The organism is Paraburkholderia acidiphila (assembly GCF_009789655.1).
GTDB classification, from domain to species: Bacteria; Pseudomonadota; Gammaproteobacteria; order Burkholderiales; family Burkholderiaceae; genus Paraburkholderia; species Paraburkholderia acidiphila.
The window spans coordinates 1,684,528-1,702,403 of record NZ_CP046909.1 but is presented as its reverse complement, the minus strand read 5'-3'; the positions used below and the strand labels follow the sequence as shown (position 1 = coordinate 1,702,403).

The 17,876-nt window shown below is 65.2% G+C and carries 15 protein-coding genes and 1 other RNA gene; 7 read left to right on the top strand and 9 right to left on the bottom strand.

What is annotated here, in order from left to right; all coding sequences use genetic code 11:
- Both FAZ97_RS07585 and lipA read left to right on the top strand, forming a co-directional pair.
- Positions 1-1,122, top strand: coding sequence for an acetoin dehydrogenase dihydrolipoyllysine-residue acetyltransferase subunit (locus tag FAZ97_RS07585; RefSeq protein ID WP_158757886.1), 1,122 nt, complete (start codon positions 1-3; stop codon positions 1,120-1,122).
- Between the two features lie 2 nt (positions 1,123-1,124).
- The gene (gene lipA, locus FAZ97_RS07580) at positions 1,125-2,132 is read left to right on the top strand and encodes a lipoyl synthase (RefSeq protein WP_158757885.1); all 1,008 of its coding nucleotides are present in this window, start codon (positions 1,125-1,127) and stop codon (positions 2,130-2,132) included.
- A gap of 44 nt (positions 2,133-2,176) precedes the next feature.
- On the opposite strand, the gene FAZ97_RS07575 is transcribed toward lipA, so the two are convergent.
- The 8 genes from FAZ97_RS07575 to trxA all read right to left on the bottom strand — a co-directional run bounded on the left by FAZ97_RS07575 (position 2,177) and on the right by trxA (position 11,080).
- Entirely contained in the window at positions 2,177-3,544 is a 1,368-nt protein-coding gene (locus FAZ97_RS07575) for an MATE family efflux transporter (protein WP_233271542.1), read from the bottom strand.
- A 7-nt stretch (positions 3,545-3,551) separates the two neighbouring features.
- A complete protein-coding gene (locus tag FAZ97_RS07570) occupies positions 3,552-5,306 on the bottom strand; it encodes an ArnT family glycosyltransferase (protein WP_158757883.1) in 1,755 nt (584 codons plus the stop codon).
- 320 nt (positions 5,307-5,626) lie between these two features.
- On the bottom strand, positions 5,627-5,890 hold the full coding sequence (locus FAZ97_RS07565; protein WP_158757882.1) for a type B 50S ribosomal protein L31: 264 nt from the start codon (positions 5,888-5,890) through the stop codon (positions 5,627-5,629).
- Positions 5,891-6,047: 157 nt separating this feature from the next.
- Positions 6,048-6,884 (bottom strand): M90 family metallopeptidase, encoded by an 837-nt coding sequence (locus FAZ97_RS07560; protein WP_158757881.1) that lies wholly within the window; start codon positions 6,882-6,884, stop codon positions 6,048-6,050.
- 35 nt (positions 6,885-6,919) lie between these two features.
- Positions 6,920-8,476 carry an MFS transporter gene (locus FAZ97_RS07555; RefSeq protein WP_158757880.1) on the bottom strand — a complete coding sequence of 519 codons (1,557 nt, stop codon included), beginning with the start codon at positions 8,474-8,476 and terminating at the stop codon, positions 6,920-6,922.
- Positions 8,473-9,024, bottom strand: coding sequence for a MerR family transcriptional regulator (locus tag FAZ97_RS07550; protein WP_158757879.1), 552 nt, complete (start codon positions 9,022-9,024; stop codon positions 8,473-8,475). Before FAZ97_RS07550 ends, FAZ97_RS07555 begins: the two co-directional genes overlap by 4 nt.
- 162 nt (positions 9,025-9,186) lie before the next feature.
- A complete protein-coding gene (rho, locus tag FAZ97_RS07545) occupies positions 9,187-10,449 on the bottom strand; it encodes a transcription termination factor Rho (RefSeq protein WP_103705944.1) in 1,263 nt (420 codons plus the stop codon).
- Between the two features lie 304 nt (positions 10,450-10,753).
- Positions 10,754-11,080 carry a thioredoxin TrxA gene (trxA, locus tag FAZ97_RS07540; protein ID WP_027797264.1) on the bottom strand — a complete coding sequence of 109 codons (327 nt, stop codon included), beginning with the start codon at positions 11,078-11,080 and terminating at the stop codon, positions 10,754-10,756.
- 456 nt (positions 11,081-11,536) lie between these two features.
- Between trxA and ffs the strand changes: the two genes are divergently transcribed.
- From ffs to FAZ97_RS07515, 5 genes are all read left to right on the top strand, one after another.
- Positions 11,537-11,635, top strand: an RNA gene (ffs, locus tag FAZ97_RS07535) — signal recognition particle sRNA small type.
- Between the two features lie 217 nt (positions 11,636-11,852).
- Entirely contained in the window at positions 11,853-14,228 is a 2,376-nt protein-coding gene (locus FAZ97_RS07530; RefSeq protein ID WP_158757878.1) for a DNA polymerase III subunit gamma/tau, read from the top strand.
- 82 nt (positions 14,229-14,310) lie between these two features.
- A complete protein-coding gene (locus FAZ97_RS07525; protein ID WP_028204938.1) occupies positions 14,311-14,637 on the top strand; it encodes a YbaB/EbfC family nucleoid-associated protein in 327 nt (108 codons plus the stop codon).
- Between the two features lie 182 nt (positions 14,638-14,819).
- Positions 14,820-15,416, top strand: a complete 597-nt coding sequence (gene recR, locus FAZ97_RS07520; RefSeq protein WP_133184310.1) for a recombination mediator RecR — start codon at positions 14,820-14,822, stop codon at positions 15,414-15,416.
- A 51-nt stretch (positions 15,417-15,467) separates the two neighbouring features.
- On the top strand, positions 15,468-16,739 hold the full coding sequence (locus FAZ97_RS07515) for a CaiB/BaiF CoA transferase family protein (RefSeq protein ID WP_158757877.1): 1,272 nt from the start codon (positions 15,468-15,470) through the stop codon (positions 16,737-16,739).
- A 75-nt stretch (positions 16,740-16,814) separates the two neighbouring features.
- Here the strand turns inward: FAZ97_RS07515 and FAZ97_RS07510 are convergent, their stop codons facing one another.
- Positions 16,815-17,786, bottom strand: a complete 972-nt coding sequence (locus tag FAZ97_RS07510; protein ID WP_158757876.1) for an NADPH:quinone oxidoreductase family protein — start codon at positions 17,784-17,786, stop codon at positions 16,815-16,817.
- Positions 17,787-17,876: the final 90 nt, after the last annotated feature.

Here is a 17,876-nt window from a genome sequence, read left to right as displayed (position 1 = left end):
ATGCCGATTCACATGATCACGATGCCCAAGTGGGGCCTGTCGATGGAGCAGGGCCAGGTGAACGGCTGGCTCAAATCGCTCGGCGACAAGGTCAGCAAAGGCGATGAATTGCTCGATGTGGAGTCCGACAAGATCGCGTCGGGCGTCGAGTGCGCGTTCGAGGGCGTATTGCGGCGGCAGATCGCACAGGAGGGTGACACGCTGCCAGTGGGCGCGCTGCTGGGCGTGGTAGCCGACGCGGAAGCTGCCGACGCCGATATCGACGCCGCCGTAGCCGAATTCCAGCGCGACTTCGTGCCAGCGCAGGCGGGTGACGCCGACGCAGGGCCGCAGCCGGAAAAGTCGCAAATCGACGGCAGGACCGTGCGCTACCTGAAGCAGGGCGAAGGCGAGGGCGTGCCTGTCGTGCTGATTCACGGCTTTGGCGGCGATCTCAACAACTGGCTCTTCAACCACACGGATCTTGCGGCGGAGCGCACCGTCTGGGCACTCGATCTGCCGGGGCACGGCGAGTCGGGCAAGGCGCTCGAGAGCGGCAGCCTCGACGAGCTTGCGCAGAGCGTGATCGCTTTCCTCGACGCGCAGAAGATCGACCGGGCGCATCTCGTCGGGCACTCGCTGGGCGGGGCGGTGGCGATGGCGGTGGCCGAGCAGGCGCCGGGTCGCGTGGCCTCACTCGCGCTGATATCGAGCGCGGGCCTGGGTAGCGAGGTCGATGGCGCGTATATCGACGGCTTCGTCGCGGCGGCGAACCGTAACGCGCTCAAGCCGCACGTGACGAAGCTGTTCGCCGATCCCGCATTGGTCACGCGTCAACTCGTCGAAGACCTCGTGAAGTACAAGCGACTCGAAGGTGTGCAGGCTGCGCTCGGCAAGATCGCCGGTCAGGCGTTCGAGGGCGGCGCGCAACGGCGCGTGTTCCGCGAGCGTATCGCCTCGCTCGCGCCGCGCGCGCTCGTGATCTGGGGCGAGGCCGACCAGATCATTCCGGCGCGCCATGCGCAGGGGTTGCCCTCGCAGGTGCGCGCGGAGGTGATCAAGGGCAAGGGGCACATGGTGCAGATGGAGGCCGCGCAGGAGGTCAATCGCCTGCTCAAAGCCTTTTTCGACGAAGGAGCCTGAGCATGGAGGCCGCCACGTCTTTAGCGTCGCATCCGTCTCACGTGTCGAGCACGGCGCTCGGTCAGGAGGGGTTACGCAGCCGTGAGAAACTCGCGCGCATTCCGGTGAAGATCGTGCCGCCCACCGGCCCCGGCGCGGTCTTGCCGAAGCCGCCCTGGCTGCGTGCACGGCCGCTCATGAGCGAGACGGTGGCGGACGTGGCGGCCGTATTGCGCGAACACCGGCTTCATTCGGTATGCGAAGAAGCGATGTGCCCGAACATCGGCGAGTGCTTTGCGCAACGCACCGCGACTTTCATGATCATGGGCGGGCTTTGCACGCGGCGCTGCCCGTTCTGCGACGTCGCCCACGGGCGACCCGCGCCGCTCGACGCGGATGAACCCGCGCATCTGGCGGCGGCAGTCGCTGCGTTGGGTTTGCGTCACGTCGTCATCACATCGGTCGATCGCGATGACTTGCGTGACGGCGGCGCGGCCCACTTCGCACGCTGTATCGCGCTGGTGCGTGAGCGTGTGTCCGGGATCGGCGTCGAGGTGCTGACGCCCGATTTTCGCGGCCGAATCGGGCGTGCGCTCGAGGCGCTCTCGCTCGCGTGGCCGGACGTGTTCAACCACAACATCGAGACGGTGCCGTCGCTTTATCGCGCGGCGCGGCCGGGCGCGGACTATCGCGGCTCGCTCGATCTGCTGGCGCGCGCCAAAGCGGCGAACGGTGCGCTCGTCACGAAGTCGGGGCTGATGGTGGGGCTGGGCGAAACTGACGAGGAGCTGCTCGCGACCATGCGTGACCTGCGCGAGCATCGCGTAGAAGTGCTGACGATCGGGCAGTATCTCGCGCCGTCGAAGTTTCATTTACCGGTGAAGCGCTATGTGCATCCTGACGAATTTGCCGGGTTACGCGCGGCAGGCCTCGCGATGGGGTTTAGCGAGGTCGTTGCCGGGCCGCTCGTTCGTTCCTCGTATCACGCGGCGCAGACGGTGGAGTCGGCGCGACGAGCCGAGGCGGGGTGAGTCATGTTTGCAACTAACCGCCGAACGCATTTTGCGACAGCGGGCTACGCGCCTGCGCGCAAAAATCGCGTACTCACCCGGGAGAGATAGAGCAGGAGTCCCGCACCGGCAATCAACAGGCTCGCCATGTTGGCGAGCCAGAAGCCGCGCGCGCCCGTCGTCCAGGCGGGGATCGTGCCGGTCACGTCGAAGCCCAGCGCGTAGCCGCCGCCCAGCCCCACGCCCCAGAGCGCGATCGCATAGATGATGGTCGGCACGACTGCGACCTTGTAGGCGCGCAAGGCGAAGGCCGTCGTGATCTGCAGTGCGTCGAACACGTGATAGCAGGTGACGATGGCGACGAGCGGCATGGCGGCAATCGCCACGGCCGGGTCCGGCGTATAGCCGCCGATGATGAGTGGGCGCAGCACGAACACGATCGCGCCGTAGCAGCAGGCAATCGCCACAGCAGTCGCCACGCCGTGCCGCGCGAGCGTACGTGCCTCGGCCGGGCGATTGCCGCCCAGCGCCTGGGCGACGAGCGTCGAGGTCGCCACGCCGATCGACAGCGGCGTCATGTAGAGCACCGCGCCGATATTGCCGGCGATCTGATGTCCGGCGAGCGTGGTCGTGCCCATGCGCGCGATGAAGATCGCCATGAACGTGTACGACGTCACTTCGATGAGGTACGAAAGCCCCATCGGAATGCCGAGCTTGAGCAGTTCGGCCTGGCGCTTCCATTCGGGCCAGCAGAAGTGCTTGAAGATTTCGAACGGCGCGAATACGTCCACGCGCGTGAGCGCGACGGCCGCGCACAGCGCGAGTGCCCAGTTGATCGACGTGCTCGCGAGCGCGCAGCCCGGGCCGCCGAGCGCCGGCACGCCGAGTCCGCCGAAAATGAGCCACGTGTTGAGCGGCACCTTCAGCATGAGCGCGCCGACTTGCAGGAACATCACGAGGCGCGGCCGCCCCACGGCATTGGCGAGCGAGCCGTAGATGCGAAAGGCCAGCGCCGCGGGCAGCCCGAACGAAAGCAGCCGCAGATAGCCGACGGTGCGTTCGCGCAGCGCCTCGGGCGCGCGCGCGAGGTCGAGCAGCGGGCCGGGAAAATAGAGGATCGTGAAGCCGATCGCCATCAGCACGAGCGCGAGCCAGAACGCCTGGCGCACCTCGAGGCCGATCTCGGTATCCTTGCGCGCGCCGTAGAGCTGCGCCGCAACGGGCTGCAGCGCGCTGAGAATGCCTGTGAGGGCGATGTAGACCGAGACGTAGATCGACGAGCCGAGGCCCAGCGCTGCGAGGTCGAGCGCCGAGTAGCGGCCGACCATCGCGGTGTCGATCACGCCGAACGCGATAATCGCGAGCTGGCCAACCAGCACCGGCCACGCCAACGCGGCGATGCGCCGGACGTCGCCGACGAGCGTCGTCGTCACCGCGGCCTCAGTCCGGACGCTTGCGCCAGACATGCTTCTTGAGCGGCGGCGTCGGGCGGTCGATGCGCACGTACAGGCGGAAGCGCTCGTCGCGGTCGGCCGCGCGGCGGCCTTCCCACACGAGCTTCCACACGTAGTCCGGCATCGGGCTCGGCTCGCTGTAGTCCTGCGTGTCCTGGCGCAGGATCACGTCGCAGTCCTCGTTGAACGCGAAATGCATCTTGCCGAAGTACGCGAAGGTGGCGATCTGCGCGTCGCCGAGGCGCACGGGCGAGATGCACTGGTAGTCGGCGGGCAGGTGCGCGGCGATCTGCTCGGCGACGTCCTTGTAAGTCCGGCTGTAATTGACAACCGGCAGCCAGAGCGTCATGAGCAGCACCCACATGAGCGTGGTGCCGCCGCTAGAGAGCACGACGCTGCGCCACAGCACCTTCGGATGACGCGCCACGCGCCACTGCACGAGCACCATCCAGCACACGGTAACCGCCACCGCGCACACGAACGAGAGAATCTTGAACTGAGGTACGAACCCGGGCGCGAGGCGCGCGAGATTGCGCGCGAGCGGCGCGGGGAAGCCGGTCATGCCCGCGAGCCACACGAGCCACACGAAGGTGCCGAGTATCGTAAAGCTCAGCACCGCGAACCAGTCGATCGCGTTGATCGCGCCGCGCTTGAGCGTGGGCAGCGCGAAGGTCGCGAGCACCGAAAGCGCGGGCAGCACGAGCATGAAGAGCCGGTTCGATTCGTGGCTCTGCACGATCACGAGGATAAGCAGCGGCACGATCACCGACAACGGAATCGCGATGTGCGGTTTGCGACGCAGTCCGGCCCAGCTCACGAAGGCCCAGATCGCAAGCGGCCACGCCGGCCAGGTGAAGAGCGGCAGGTTCTTGGCTGCGTAGCGCAGCACGTAGCCCGGCGGGCCCGCGAAGGCGTTGACGTTGGTGTGCGCCCACTGGTTGAGAAACCAGACGGCGTCGTCGGGGTAGAGGTGCAGCGCCAGCAGCGGCCACGAGGCCGACACCGCGAGCGCCACGGGCAGGCCCGCGACGAGCAGCCAGCGTGAGCGCGTTTCGGGTGCGATGGCGAGCATGGCGAGCGTGCCGATCAGGAGCGCGCCCACGAGCACGGGGCCGCTCGACAGCATCACGATGCCGAGCGCGAGGCCCCACCAGAGGGCGCCCTGAACCGGCTTGTCGATCGCGCGCACGATGCCGTACACGACCATGGCGATGCCCACGAACTGCATGAGCTGCGGCGTGGTTTCGTGACCGCGCTCGGCGAGACCGAAACAGGCGAGCAGAATGAGCAGGGCCCCGTCACCGAGGGTGCGGCCGTAGTCGCGCGGCTCGGGCTCGCCGCCGAATGCGTACTTGAACGGCTGGACTTCGGGGCGCCGGCCCAGCAGATACGCGCTGTACCAGACGAACGCGCAGGCGAGGCAGAACAACACGCCCGTGGCGATACGCGAGGCGTTGCTCGCGTCGACCCACGGTGCGAACAGACGAATGCAGGCGGCGCCCAGCCAGTAGCCGAGCGGACCGTTTTCAGTGACGTACTTGCCGACGAGGTTCGGCAGCAGCCAGTCGTGCGAGGTGCCGCCGGCCATCGTCCACATCACGCCGAAGCCCGCCGCATCCTCGTTCTTCCACGGGTCGCGGCCAAAGAGGCCGAACGCCGCGAAGACGATACAGATGGTCAGCAGCAGCCAGCGCGGCAGGGCGCTGGTGGCGGAGGCGGTCAGTCGAATGGCTGGCTTCATGCAGTACGAAGGGAGACGGGTAAACCGGGCGTGCTTGAGCAGGTGGCTCACACGCGCGGATCAAGCGGGCATGCGCGGCAGACGGTACACCCGGCCGTGCGCCGCGGAGCAATCCGGCATTCTAGCCGGGCCGGCGACCGCGCGTCACGGCGTTAGCCGCGTATTCATCCAACGAAATATCTGAAAAGGGGCAGTAAGTCGCACCCGCCTGGCTGCCCGGATGGCGCAACGGTGGCGCAGGCAACAAAAAAGGGCAGCGTACGCTGCCCTTTTGTGCACATTCAAAGCGGAACCGGCCAGGAGCCGGTGCGGCGTCGTGCTTACTTGCCGGCCTTGCCCGAGGCGCGCGCGCCGAACTTCTTGTTGAACTTCTCGACACGGCCTGCCGTGTCCATGATCTTTTGCGTGCCCGTGTAGAACGGATGCGATTCCGACGACACTTCGATCTTGGCGAGCGGGTAGGTCTTGCCGTTGAATTCGGCGGTTTCGCGCGTCTGGATCGTCGAGCGGGTCACGAACTTGAAGTCGTTCGAAACGTCGATGAACAGAACTTCGCGGTAATCCGGGTGAATGCCTTGTTTCATGGTTATTCCTTAAATCTGGCGGTAGCCAACCCGCGTGCGGACAACACCATGTTGCCGACTTTGCTCGCGCGAGCCACTTACCCAAGGGTCGAAAAACGGCGATTATGCCAGATAATCAGCCGGTTGGCGAATTTTAGATGGTCCTGCGCGCCAGGTTTCAGGCCGGTTGGCCGTCCAGTGCGCCTACGCGTGCCGGGTCCTGACGGTAATAGCGCGCAAGCAGCCGGTAAAGCTCGGGATATTCCGCCTCGAACGCCTTCGGCTTGACGAAAAGCGCCTCGCTGCACACCGCAAAGAACTCCGACGGATGGTCGGCGGCATAGGGATCGATCAGCGAATCGCGCTCGAAGCGCGCCCAGCGGCGCTCCGGCACGGCGTCCACCTTGTCGCAGAACTGGTCGTAGGCGTTGTCGAACACGTCGGCCCACGTCTGCGCGTCGAGCGGCGCATGCCAGCGCCGAAAGAGGGGCGGATGACCGTCGGCCTCCCCGTTGAGCATATCGATCTTGTGCGCGAATTCGTGGATCACAACGTTGTACGCGTCGCTGCCATCGGTCATCTGCGCGTCTTCCCACGAGAGGATCACGGGGCCGCCTTCCCAGGCCTCGCCGCTCGCGTCGTGTTCGACCTCGTGGACCACGCCATCCTCGTCCTCCACGGTTTTGCGGATCACGAACTCCCCCGGATAGACGACGACGCCCACCCAGCCCTTGTAGAGGTCGAGCGAAAGGTTGAGCACAGGCAGCGACGCTTGTACGGCGATCGCCACGGTCATCGGGTCGGTCAGTTCGAGATCGTGCGCTGTCGAGAACTCTTTTTGCGCAATGAAGAGGCTCGTCAGCTCGCGCAGGCGCGCGAGGTCGGCGGCGTCGAGGTGCTTGAGGAATGGCAGCCCATTGACCGTAGCCTGCCAAAGCGCGTCGTCGATCGCGTAGGTGCGCAGCGCTTTTTCGCGGCGGCGCGTGCCGAGCCAGTGAGAGAGTTTCGAAAGCATCGCTGGGTGTGTTTTCCCGTGCGTCTGGATGTCGTTCAGTCGATTTGCTTTTGCCACGCGGCGAAGATGCCGCCGCACACCGCCACGCCGATCAGGAAGTAAAACCCGTCGAGCGAACTCAGAAAGCTCGCCTGCTGCGCGACCATCCGGCTCACCTGCGCGAGCGCGAGTCCATGCGCTTCGCTCGCGGACCGGCCCATGAGTTCGAACGAATGCGTTAGCGCAGCATAGGTGCTCTGAAACATCGGGTTGAACGGATTCACGAATTCAGCGAGCCGCGTTTGGTGCAGCGCGAGCCGGTGCTGCTCGACGATGATAACCGTGGCGGTGGCGAACGATATCGTCAACTGCCTGACGACGTTTTTCAAGCGGTAACCGTGTGTGAATTCCTCGATCGCGAATATACGGAACGTGAGATTCGCAACGGGCAGCACGATGAAGAGCAGCAGCAGGCCGCGCAGCAGCAGCGGCGGGATGAGCCACGCTTCGCTCGCATCGGGCGTGAGCCGCGTCATCCAGAACGAGATGAGCGCCGAGAGCACGAACCCGGGCACGATGATCCACTTCTTGTGCGTGATGAACTTCGCGTAGCGGAAATAGAAGAAGAGTGCGCCGGCCGAGATGAGCGACGTGACGCCGGTGAGGCGTCCGGCGTTTTCGACGGGGTAGTTGAATCCGCCTTCGAGCAGCCGTGAGACCAGGTAGCTGAGCGCCGTGCTCAGGTAGTAGTAGGCCATGTAGAGCAGCAGGCCCACCTGGAACGGTTTCTCGCGTAACGCGTGCAGCCGCATGAGCGGCTTGGGGTGATGCCACTGGTGCCAGCCGAACCAGGCGAGCGCGGTGATGCCGACGAGCGTGAGCAGGATGATTTCCGGCGACGCGCTGAAGAGTTCGAAGCGCACCTGCTGCATGGCGATTTGCAGCGCGCCCTGCGCGAACGCGAAGATGATGTACGGCCAGAAGTGCGCTTCGCCGCGCTCCTCGGGCAGCACGTGACCGGTATCGGGCAGCGCGAGCAGGGCCAGCACGGCATAGAGCACGCCTGCGGGCGCGGAAAAGGCGAACAGGGCGCGCCAGTCGAAATGCGCAACGAACTGGCCGCCCACGAGCGGTGCGAGCGCGCTGGAGAGCACGATGAGAATGAGGAACGCGCGCGTCGCGACCGGGCGTTGCTGCGGCGTGAAGCTGATCTGGATGAGGATGCGGCAGGTGCCCATCATCGGGCCGATGAAATAGCCCTGAAATCCGCGCGCGAAGGCGAGTTCGATCGACGATTCGCACAGTGCGGCCGCGATCGCGCCGGCGGAATAGAGCAGCAGGCAGCTTGCCACGTAGCGCCGGTAGCCCATGCGCTCCACCCACCATTGCTGCTGCAGGATGCCCAGCACGGCACAGACGGCGTAGGCGCTCGACGACCAGACGAGCTCGTCGGGCGAAGCGTTGATACCGCCCGCAATATGACTCGTGAAGAACGAAAAGATCGCGTTGTCGTAGTAATCGAGGCCGGTCGCGAGGGCGAGCACCCAAGGGAAAAAGTCGCCGCGCAGGCGCGCCGCGCTGAAGATCGGCTCGCGGGGTTGGGCCGTGCTCATGCCGGGTCGTGGTCGTCGCGTGCTTTGCCAGAAGGCTCTGCCGACTTGCTGTCCTTGCCGCTCGCGGCCGCCTTGCGGCGCCGCGTGGCGGCGAGGCGCTGCTCGATCAGCTGATCGGAGGGCTCGCCCGCCAGGCGCCGCTGCAGGTAGTCGAGGTCATCGGCAAGCTCCGCGCGTACCGTCTGCGCTTCCTTCAACTCGCGGCGCACGTCCGTAACGCGCGTGTCCAGCGTTGCGATCTGCTGCGCGAGCGCATCGGCGATGTGCTGCAGCGACTCCTGCGAATAGCGCCGGCGGCCTTCGCCAACCTGTTCGAGCGGCCGCTTGAGCATTTCGGTGATGCCGTGCAACGAAAAGCCGAGCGCGCGCAGCCGCAGGATGCGCGAAAACTGCTCGAGGTCGTGCTCGTCGTAGAGCCGGTAGCGGCCTTCGCTGCGCGAGGGGCTGACGAGCCCGCGCTCTTCGTAATATTTAAGCGTGCGCGGCGTGACGTTGAGCCGCTCGGCGGCGTCGCGCACCGTGAGCAGCGCGGGAGAATCCTTGGGCATGGGGCACTCTTTTCTCGCCGTGAGGCGACCAGGACATGCCGCGCATTATAGTTCAACGTGAACGTTCACGTACAGGTTGTGGCATGCAACGATGCGATGCCGGAAAAGAAAAACGCCCGCGAATTCGCGGGCGTTTTGCGCTGAATCAAGCGGGCGAGGGTTTTAGCCGCCGCGGCGCATCATGTCGAAGAACTCGGAGTTGTTCTTCGTCTGACGGATCTTGTCGAGCAGGAATTCCATGGCCTCGACTTCGTCCATGTCGTGGATGAACTTGCGCAGCACCCAGATCTTCTGGAGGATGTCCGGCTTGATCAGCAGCTCTTCGCGGCGCGTGCCCGACTTGTTCAGGTTGATCGACGGGTAGACGCGCTTTTCCGCGAGACGGCGCTCGAGGTGCACTTCCATGTTGCCGGTGCCCTTGAACTCTTCGTAGATCACGTCGTCCATGCGGCTGCCGGTTTCGATCAGCGCCGTGCCGATGATGGTGAGCGAGCCGCCTTCTTCGATATTGCGCGCGGCGCCGAAGAAGCGCTTCGGACGCTGGAGCGCGTTGGCGTCCACACCGCCCGTGAGCACCTTGCCCGATGCGGGCACGACGGTGTTGTAGGCGCGGGCGAGACGCGTGATCGAGTCGAGCAGAATCACGACGTCGTGCTTCATTTCGACGAGGCGCTTGGCCTTTTCGATCACCATTTCGGCGACCTGCACGTGGCGCGCAGCCGGTTCGTCGAAGGTCGAGGCGATCACTTCGCCCGCCACCGAGCGCTGCATTTCGGTCACTTCTTCCGGACGCTCGTCGATCAGCAGCACGAACAGGACCACGTCGGGGTGGTTCTGCTTGATGGCGTGCGCGATGTGCTGGAGCATCACGGTTTTACCGGACTTGGGCGAAGCGACCAGCAGGCCGCGCTGACCCTTGCCGATAGGCGCGATCATGTCGATGATGCGGCCCGTCACGTTCTCCTCACCGCGCATCTCGCGCTCGAGCAGCAGCACCTTGTTCGGGTGCAGCGGCGTGAGATTCTCGAACATGATCTTGTGCTTCGAGGCTTCGGGCGCCTGGCCGTTGACCTTGTCGACCTTTACAAGCGCGAAGTAGCGTTCGCCGTCCTTCGGCGTGCGCACTTCACCTTCGATCGTGTCGCCGGTATGCAGGTTGAAGCGGCGGATCTGCGACGGGCTGATATAGATATCGTCCGTGCTGGCGAGATACGAGGTTTCCGGCGAGCGCAGGAAGCCGAAGCCGTCGGGGAGCACTTCGAGCGTGCCGTCGCCGAAGATCGTTTCGCCCGTCTTGGCGCGCTTTTTGAGAATGGCGAACATGAGTTCCTGCTTGCGCAGGCGGTTCGCATTTTCGATCTCGAGGCCATTGGCCATCTCGATCAATTCGGACACGTGCTGAGACTTGAGCTCGGAAAGATGCATACGGAGAACCCGTCGGGGAGGATGCGACGAAAAGAATGGGGGAAAAGAAGCGAGCGGAACCGCTCAAGGACTTTTGGTTGAAACTTTGCTTGAAGCTTCGCTTGAAACTTTTATAAGGGCGCCGGATAGACGCTTTATGAATTCTAGCATAGCACACGCCAGAAACCGTCAGTGAAGACCGACAGCAACTTTCGAGGTGTTTTTATGGTGCGTGTTGTCGCGTGACAACACGCACCTTTGCGCGGCTCACCCGTTGCTGGCCGGACGATGCGCCCGGGCGGGCAGCAGGCGGCCAGCGAAGAAGTTACAGGTGGCTGTCCAGGAACGCGGTGAGCTGCGACTTCGAGAGCGCGCCGACCTTCTGCGCCGCGACGGCGCCGTTCTTGAAGAGGATCAGCGTGGGGATGCCGCGCACGCCGAACTTCACCGGCGTCGACTGGTGCTCGTCGACGTTGATCTTCGCGATCTGAAGGCGGTCGCCATAATCCTTCGCGACTTCATCGAGAATCGGCGCGATCATCTTGCACGGACCACACCACTCGGCCCAGAAGTCCAGCAGCACGGGCTTGTCGGATTTCACGACGTCCTGTTCGAACGATGCGTCGCTGATATGCTTGATTTGTTCGCTCATTGTATGAATACCTCTTTCGATTCGAGGCTGAGTAAATTGCTCGCCACGATACACCAAAACTGAAAATTCATCCGGGGCCGCCAGGGCGGCCAGACCGAACCCGAGTCATACGTCCGAATCACACGCCATCCGCACGAAAACCACGTGGCCCAGCCAATTGCCGACGCCAGTGTAGCCTAAATCCCTATGCGTTGCCGACGGTGATAGTACTCATGCCGCAAGCAGGGTTTCCGTCCTGCAGCCCACATTCGGCGGGATATTCCGGCGGCGGCGCGAGCATTTTCGCGGGGCCTTTTCGCGCGACGACTCGTGCTCCTGCACGCTATCTGGAGGCGGTGCGGGCCGTTGCAAGAGGGCGCGCTGCATGGCGCGCAAGTATTGTCCGGAGCGGCTCGGCACGTTTTTTTCGCACTGCAGCAGTCGCATTGCTGCGCGACCGATGTTAGAATGCGCCGTGACGGGCCTCCTCGCATGGAGGGGCGGTCAACCTGGTCAGGTCGGGAACGAAGCAGCCACAGCCGTTTTCCGCCAGTGCCGAGGGTCAGGCTCGTCACCTTCCTCTTTTTCTTCCGGTTTTTCCCCCAATACGACATTTACGCCGCGCAATTGAGTGCGCGACGCGGTGCTTCGTTCGTCGTGTTTTTCAAGCCTTCATCGCCGCTGTTTGGCTCTCCGCAATCGCTGCTGTCGCCATTGCGCGGCGGCCGCGGGATGCGTATTGGCCGCCTTTCGATTCATCTGGACGCGCGGGCGTTGCTGATACAATTTCCGGATGACCTATCAAGTTCTCGCACGCAAGTGGCGACCGAAGGATTTCGCTTCGCTCGTCGGACAGGAGCACGTGGTGCGCGCGCTCACGCATGCACTCGACGGCGGCCGCCTGCACCACGCGTATCTCTTCACGGGCACGCGCGGCGTGGGCAAGACGACGCTGTCGCGGATCTTCGCCAAGGCGCTCAACTGTGAGACCGGCGTGACGTCGAAGCCGTGCGGCGTGTGCCGTGCGTGCCGGGAAATCGACGAAGGGCGCTTTGTCGATTACGTCGAGATGGATGCGGCGAGCAACCGCGGCGTGGACGAGATGGCCGCGCTGCTCGAGCGTGCGGTCTATGCGCCGGTCGATGCGCGCTTCAAGGTCTACATGATCGACGAAGTGCACATGCTCACGAACCACGCCTTCAACGCGATGTTGAAGACGCTGGAAGAGCCGCCGCCGCATGTGAAGTTCATCCTCGCGACGACCGATCCGCAGAAGATTCCGGTTACGGTGCTGTCGCGCTGTCTGCAATTCAATTTGAAGCAGATGCCGGCGGGCAACATCGTCGAGCATCTCACGCACATTCTCGGTGAAGAGAAGGTCGAGTTCGAGCAGCAGGCGCTGCGCCTGCTCGCGCGCGCGGCCGACGGCTCGATGCGCGACGCACTCTCGCTCACCGACCAGGCCATCGCCTATTCGGCCAACCAGGTCACCGAAGAAGCAGTGCGCGGCATGCTCGGCGCGCTCGATCAAAGCTATCTCATTCGGCTGATCGACGCGCTCGTGTCCGGCGACGGCGCAAACGTACTCGCCATCGCGGACGAAATGGCGCTGCGCAGCCTGTCGTTCTCCACGGCGCTGCAGGATCTCGCGAGTCTGTTCCACCGCATCGGCTGGGCGCAATTCGCGCCTTCGTCGGTGCTCGACGAGTGGCCCGAAGCCGACGACATCCGCCGTTTTGGCGAGGCGTTGAGCCCGGAACAAGTCCAGCTCTTCTACCAGATCGCGACGCTCGGCCGCAGCGAACTCGGCCTCGCGCCCGACGAATACGCGGGCTTCACGATGACGCTGCTGCGCATGCTCGCGTTCGAGCCTTCCGTGAGCGCGGGCAACGTGGGCAGTGCGCCGGCTTCGAAACCCGCTGTGGCGGGCACGGGCGCGCGTGCAGCCGCTCCAGTTGTGGCGTCGGCGCGTAGCGCCTCGTCTGCCGTTGCGCAGCCGGTCGCGACGAAGCCGGCAGCCGTGGTGCCGTCGACGGTAGAGGCCGCTGCGGCGAAGGCGCCCGTTGTCGAACCGCAAGCGAGTGCGCCTGCGCCGCTCGTCAAGCCGGCTGCCGAAGCGCGCGTCGTGCCTCCCTGGGAGGACGAAGGCGAGTCCGCAGCGAACGCGAGCACAGCGCCGCAAGATGCGGCTGCCGCAGTGGTCGAGCCGGCCGCGGATGCTCCCGCCCTGGCAGAAGAGACGCCAGCCGCTCAACGCGCGGCCGCTGCGCCTGCGCCGCAAACCGAAGCGCGTGAAGAACCTGCCGCTGTGGCGTCCGCGCGCGGTGGCGCGAGCGCTGCGCTCGACGTGCTGCGCAACAAGGGCATGCGCGTGGCCACTGGCCGCGCTCCCGCTGCTGCCGCCAGCGCGGCCGCTCCGGCGCCCGCGCCGAAGGCTGCGCCGCGTATGGAAGTGAAGGTGCCGACGCCCGATCCGGCTCGCCGCGCCGCCGCCGCGCAGGAAGCCCAGTCGCGCCAGCCGGCGAGCAACGCCAATGCGCAGCAAGACGCCTCGGGCGCGCCGCCGTGGGACGATATCCCGCCCGACGACTATGTGCCGCTCGGCGCCGACGACGCGTATTTCGCGCCGCCCGACGACGGTTTCGTGTCTGCCTACGACAGCGCGCCCACGCCGCGCGCCGCCGCATCGGTGCCGACGCCGTCGCCGGCCGTGGTCGATGTGAGCAAGCTGCCGCCGGGCATTCCGCTCGATCCGATCGGCTTTACGGGCGACTGGCCCGCGCTTGCCGCCACGCTAACGCTGAAGGGCATTTCGTACCAGCTCGCCTTCAACAGCGAACTGACGGCGCTCGAAGGCACGCTGCTCAAACTGAGCGTGCCGGTGCCGCAGTATGCCGAAGCTTCGCAGGTCGCGAAGCTCAAGACGGCGCTCGCCGAGCGTCTTGGCAAGACCGTTGAAGTGAGCGTGGAAGTCGGCCCCGCGCGCCGTACGGCGGCCGCGCTCGACGCCGCGGACCGCGCCCAGCGTCAACGCGAAGCCGAGCGCGAGATCGGCACCGATCCTTTCGTGCAGCAACTGATTCGCGACTTCGGCGCGAGCATCGTGCCGGGCTCGATCCGGCCGGTCGCGCCGGATGCCGCATCGGGCGGCAGTCAGGCCGCCCACTGATTTGCGCCGCGTGGCGCGGCAAGCGTCGCGCGCTTTTGAGCGCATCGATTCGAACGACTACGATCCAGAAGGAGCAGTGACTATGTTGAAAGGCCAACTCGCAGGGCTCATGAAGCAAGCCCAGCAGATGCAGGAAAACATGAAGAAGATGCAGGAGCAGCTTGCCCAGATCGAAGTCGAAGGTCAGGCTGGCGCCGGTCTCGTCAAGGTCACGATGACCTGCCGCAACGACGTGCGCCGCGTGTCGATCGATCCGAGCCTGCTCGCGGACGACAAGGACATGCTCGAAGACCTCGTGGCCGCGGCGTTCAACGACGCGGTGCGCAAGGCCGAAGCCACGTCGCAGGAAAAGATGGGCGGCATGACCGCCGGTCTGCCGCTGCCGCCGGGCTTCAAGATGCCGTTCTAAGGCACGTTGCGAGCGCCGCGTCTGCTTCTGGCAGGCCGGCGCCCGCGCGTCTCGCGTGCGTGGCCGTGGCTGGTACGGCTGCGCAGGCGGTGGCGTCGAGGCGTCAACCGCACCAGGCAGCAAGTCGCAGCAAGAAGCCATATTCGCTTCAAACCCCGTCGCGCATCTCGCGCTGAATCCGCATGAAACAACCTTCCGCTCTCGCCGCTCTCGTCGAGGCGCTGCGCGTGTTGCCCGGCGTCGGGCCGAAGTCTGCGCAACGCATGGCGTATCACCTGATGCAACACGACCGCGACGGCGCCGAAAAGCTCGGCAACGCGCTGCTGTTCGCCACCGAGAATCTGAAGCATTGCGAGAAGTGCAACACCTTCACCGAAGCTCAGGTCTGCGAAACGTGTCTGGACGAGGAGCGTGACCCCACGCTCCTGTGCGTGGTCGAAACGCCGGCCGACCAGATCATGCTCGAACAGACCATGACGTACCGCGGTTTGTATTTCGTGCTGATGGGACATCTGAGTCCGCTCGATGGCATCGGTCCGAAAGAGATCCATTTCGACCGCCTTGTGAAGCGTGCGTCGGACGGCGTCGTCAAGGAAGTGGTGCTCGCAACCAATTTCACGAACGAGGGCGAGGCGACAGCCCACTATCTTGGCCAGACGCTCAAGGCGCGCGGACTCGCCGTCACGCGGCTCGCGCGCGGCGTGCCGGTAGGCGGCGAGCTCGAATACGTCGACGCCGGCACCATTGCGCGGGCCATGCTCGACCGGCGCTCGATGTAGCGTTTCGCCATGCCTTGGCACCGCATGCCGGACAGAATGAAAGGAGACACCATGAGCGCAGCCGCCGATTCCTCCGAATCGCAACCAAACGCATCCGCAGCCAAAGGCACAGGGCCGCTCGCGGGCGTGAAAGTCCTCGAACTCGGCACGCTGATTGCCGGTCCCTTCGCCGCGCGCTTTCTCGGCGAGTTCGGCGCCGAGGTCATCAAGATCGAAGACCCCAAGGGCGGCGACCCGCTGCGCAAATGGCGCAAGCTCTACCCGGAAGCGGGCGGCACGTCGCTCTGGTGGGCCGTGCAGGCGCGCAACAAGAAGTCGGTCACGGTGAATCTCAAAGCCGAAGAGGGCAAGGAGATCGTGCGGCGCCTCGCGAAGGAGGCCGATATCGTCATCGAGAACTTCCGGCCCGGCCTGCTCGAAAAGCTCGGGCTCGGCTACGACGTGCTCTCGAAGGAGAATCCCGGTCTCGTGATGGTGCGCCTGTCCGGCTACGGCCAGACCGGCCCGTACCGCGACCGTCCGGGCTTCGGCGCGATCGCCGAATCGATGGGCGGTCTGCGTCATATCACGGGCTACCCCGACTTGCCGCCGCCGCGCATCGGCATTTCGATCGGCGACTCGATCGCGGCGCTGCACGGCGTGATCGGCGCGATGATGGCGCTCCATCACCGCAACATGAACGGCGGCAGAGGCCAGATCGTCGATGTCGCGCTCTACGAGGCCGTGTTCAACATGATGGAGAGCGTCGTGCCCGAGTACGGTGTGTACGGCATGGTGCGCGAGCGCACCGGCGCGTCGCTGCCGGGCATCGTGCCGTCGAATACGTATCCGTGCCGCGACGGCAGCATCGTGATCGGCGGTAACAGCGATCCGATTTTCAAGCGCTTGATGATGGCAATCGAGCGCGCGGACCTCGCCAACGATCCGCAGCTCGCGCACAACGACGGCCGCGTGCCGCGCACGGCGGAGATCGACGGCGCGATCGCGGCATGGCTTTCCACGCGCACCATCAACGAAGCGCTCGACGTGCTCAACGCCGCCGACGTGCCCGTGGGCCGAATCTACAGCGTGGCCGACATGTTCGCGGATCCGCAGTTCGCGGCGCGCCAGATGATCCAGCAGTTCCGCTGGCAGGCGCCGGGCGAGAAGGAAGGCGAGGGCGTGGACATCGCGCTGCCGTCAGTCACGCCCAAGCTCTCGGCAACGCCCGGCGACACGCGCTGGCTCGGGCCCGCGCTGGGCGAGCACACCGATGAAGTCCTGCAAGCGTTGGGCTACGACGCGGACCACATCGCACGCTTGCGCGAACAACAAATCGTTTAGCAACGCTGGCATCATGCAAAACGGCTCGCACATCGCGAGCCGTTTTCGTTTTGCTTGCCGCGTTGCAGGCAACGCTCAGGGCTCGATCACGATCTTGCCCGTCACCTTGCGCGAAGCCATGTCCTTGAGCGCCTGCGCTGTGTCGGCAAGCTTATAGCGCATCGAGACGTACGGTTTGAGTTTGCCTTCGCCGATCCAACCCACCATTTGCGCGAACGCCGCCGCATTGTGCTGCGGCTCGCGGCGCGCGAAATCGCCCCAGAACACGCCGACGAGGCTCGCGCCCTTGAGCAGCGCGAGGTTGAGCGGCAGTTTGGGAATCTCGCCATTCGCGAAGCCCACCACGAGATAGCGCCCGCGCCAGCCGATGCTGCGGAAAGCAGGTTCCGCATACTCGCCGCCCACCGGGTCATAGATCACATCGGGACCCTTGCCGTCAGTGAGCGCCTTGACACGCTCGCGCAAGTCCTCGGTGCTGTAGTTGATGGTGGCGTCCGCACCGAAGCGGCGGCAGACTTCGAGCTTCTCCTCACTCGAGGCCGCCGCGATCACGCGCGCGCCGAGCACCTTGCCGATCTCCACCGCGGCGAGCCCCACGCCGCCCGCCGCGCCGAGCACGAGCATCGTTTCGCCTGCGCGCAGCGCGGCGCGGTCGACCACGGCGTGGTGCGACGTGCCATACGCAAGCGTGAAGGCGGCGGCCGTCGCGAAGTCGGCTTGCTCAGGCAGCGCCACGCACGCCGATGCGTCCGCAAGCGCCTGCTCGGCGAATGCGCCAGTGCCCACGTACGCCACCACGCGCGTGCCCGGCGCGAGCTTCACGCCTTCGCCCGCGGCACGCACTACGCCTGCGAGCTCGGCGCCGGGCGTGAAGGGCAGCGGCGGCTTCATCTGATACTTGTTCTCGATGATGAGCACGTCGGGGAAGTTGACGGCCGCGGCTTTCACGTCGATCACGACCTGCCCTGGGCCCGGCACGAGGTCGGGCGAGTCTTCGAGCGTGAGCGAGTCGGGCGGCCCGTACTGGTTGCAGCGGATTGCGCGCATCGTGTCTCCTGTCTTATCCGGTTCGGTTGCTTTCAGGTGCATCGGTCATGGATTCGCTACAGCGGGACAGTGTACGGCAATCTCGCCTGA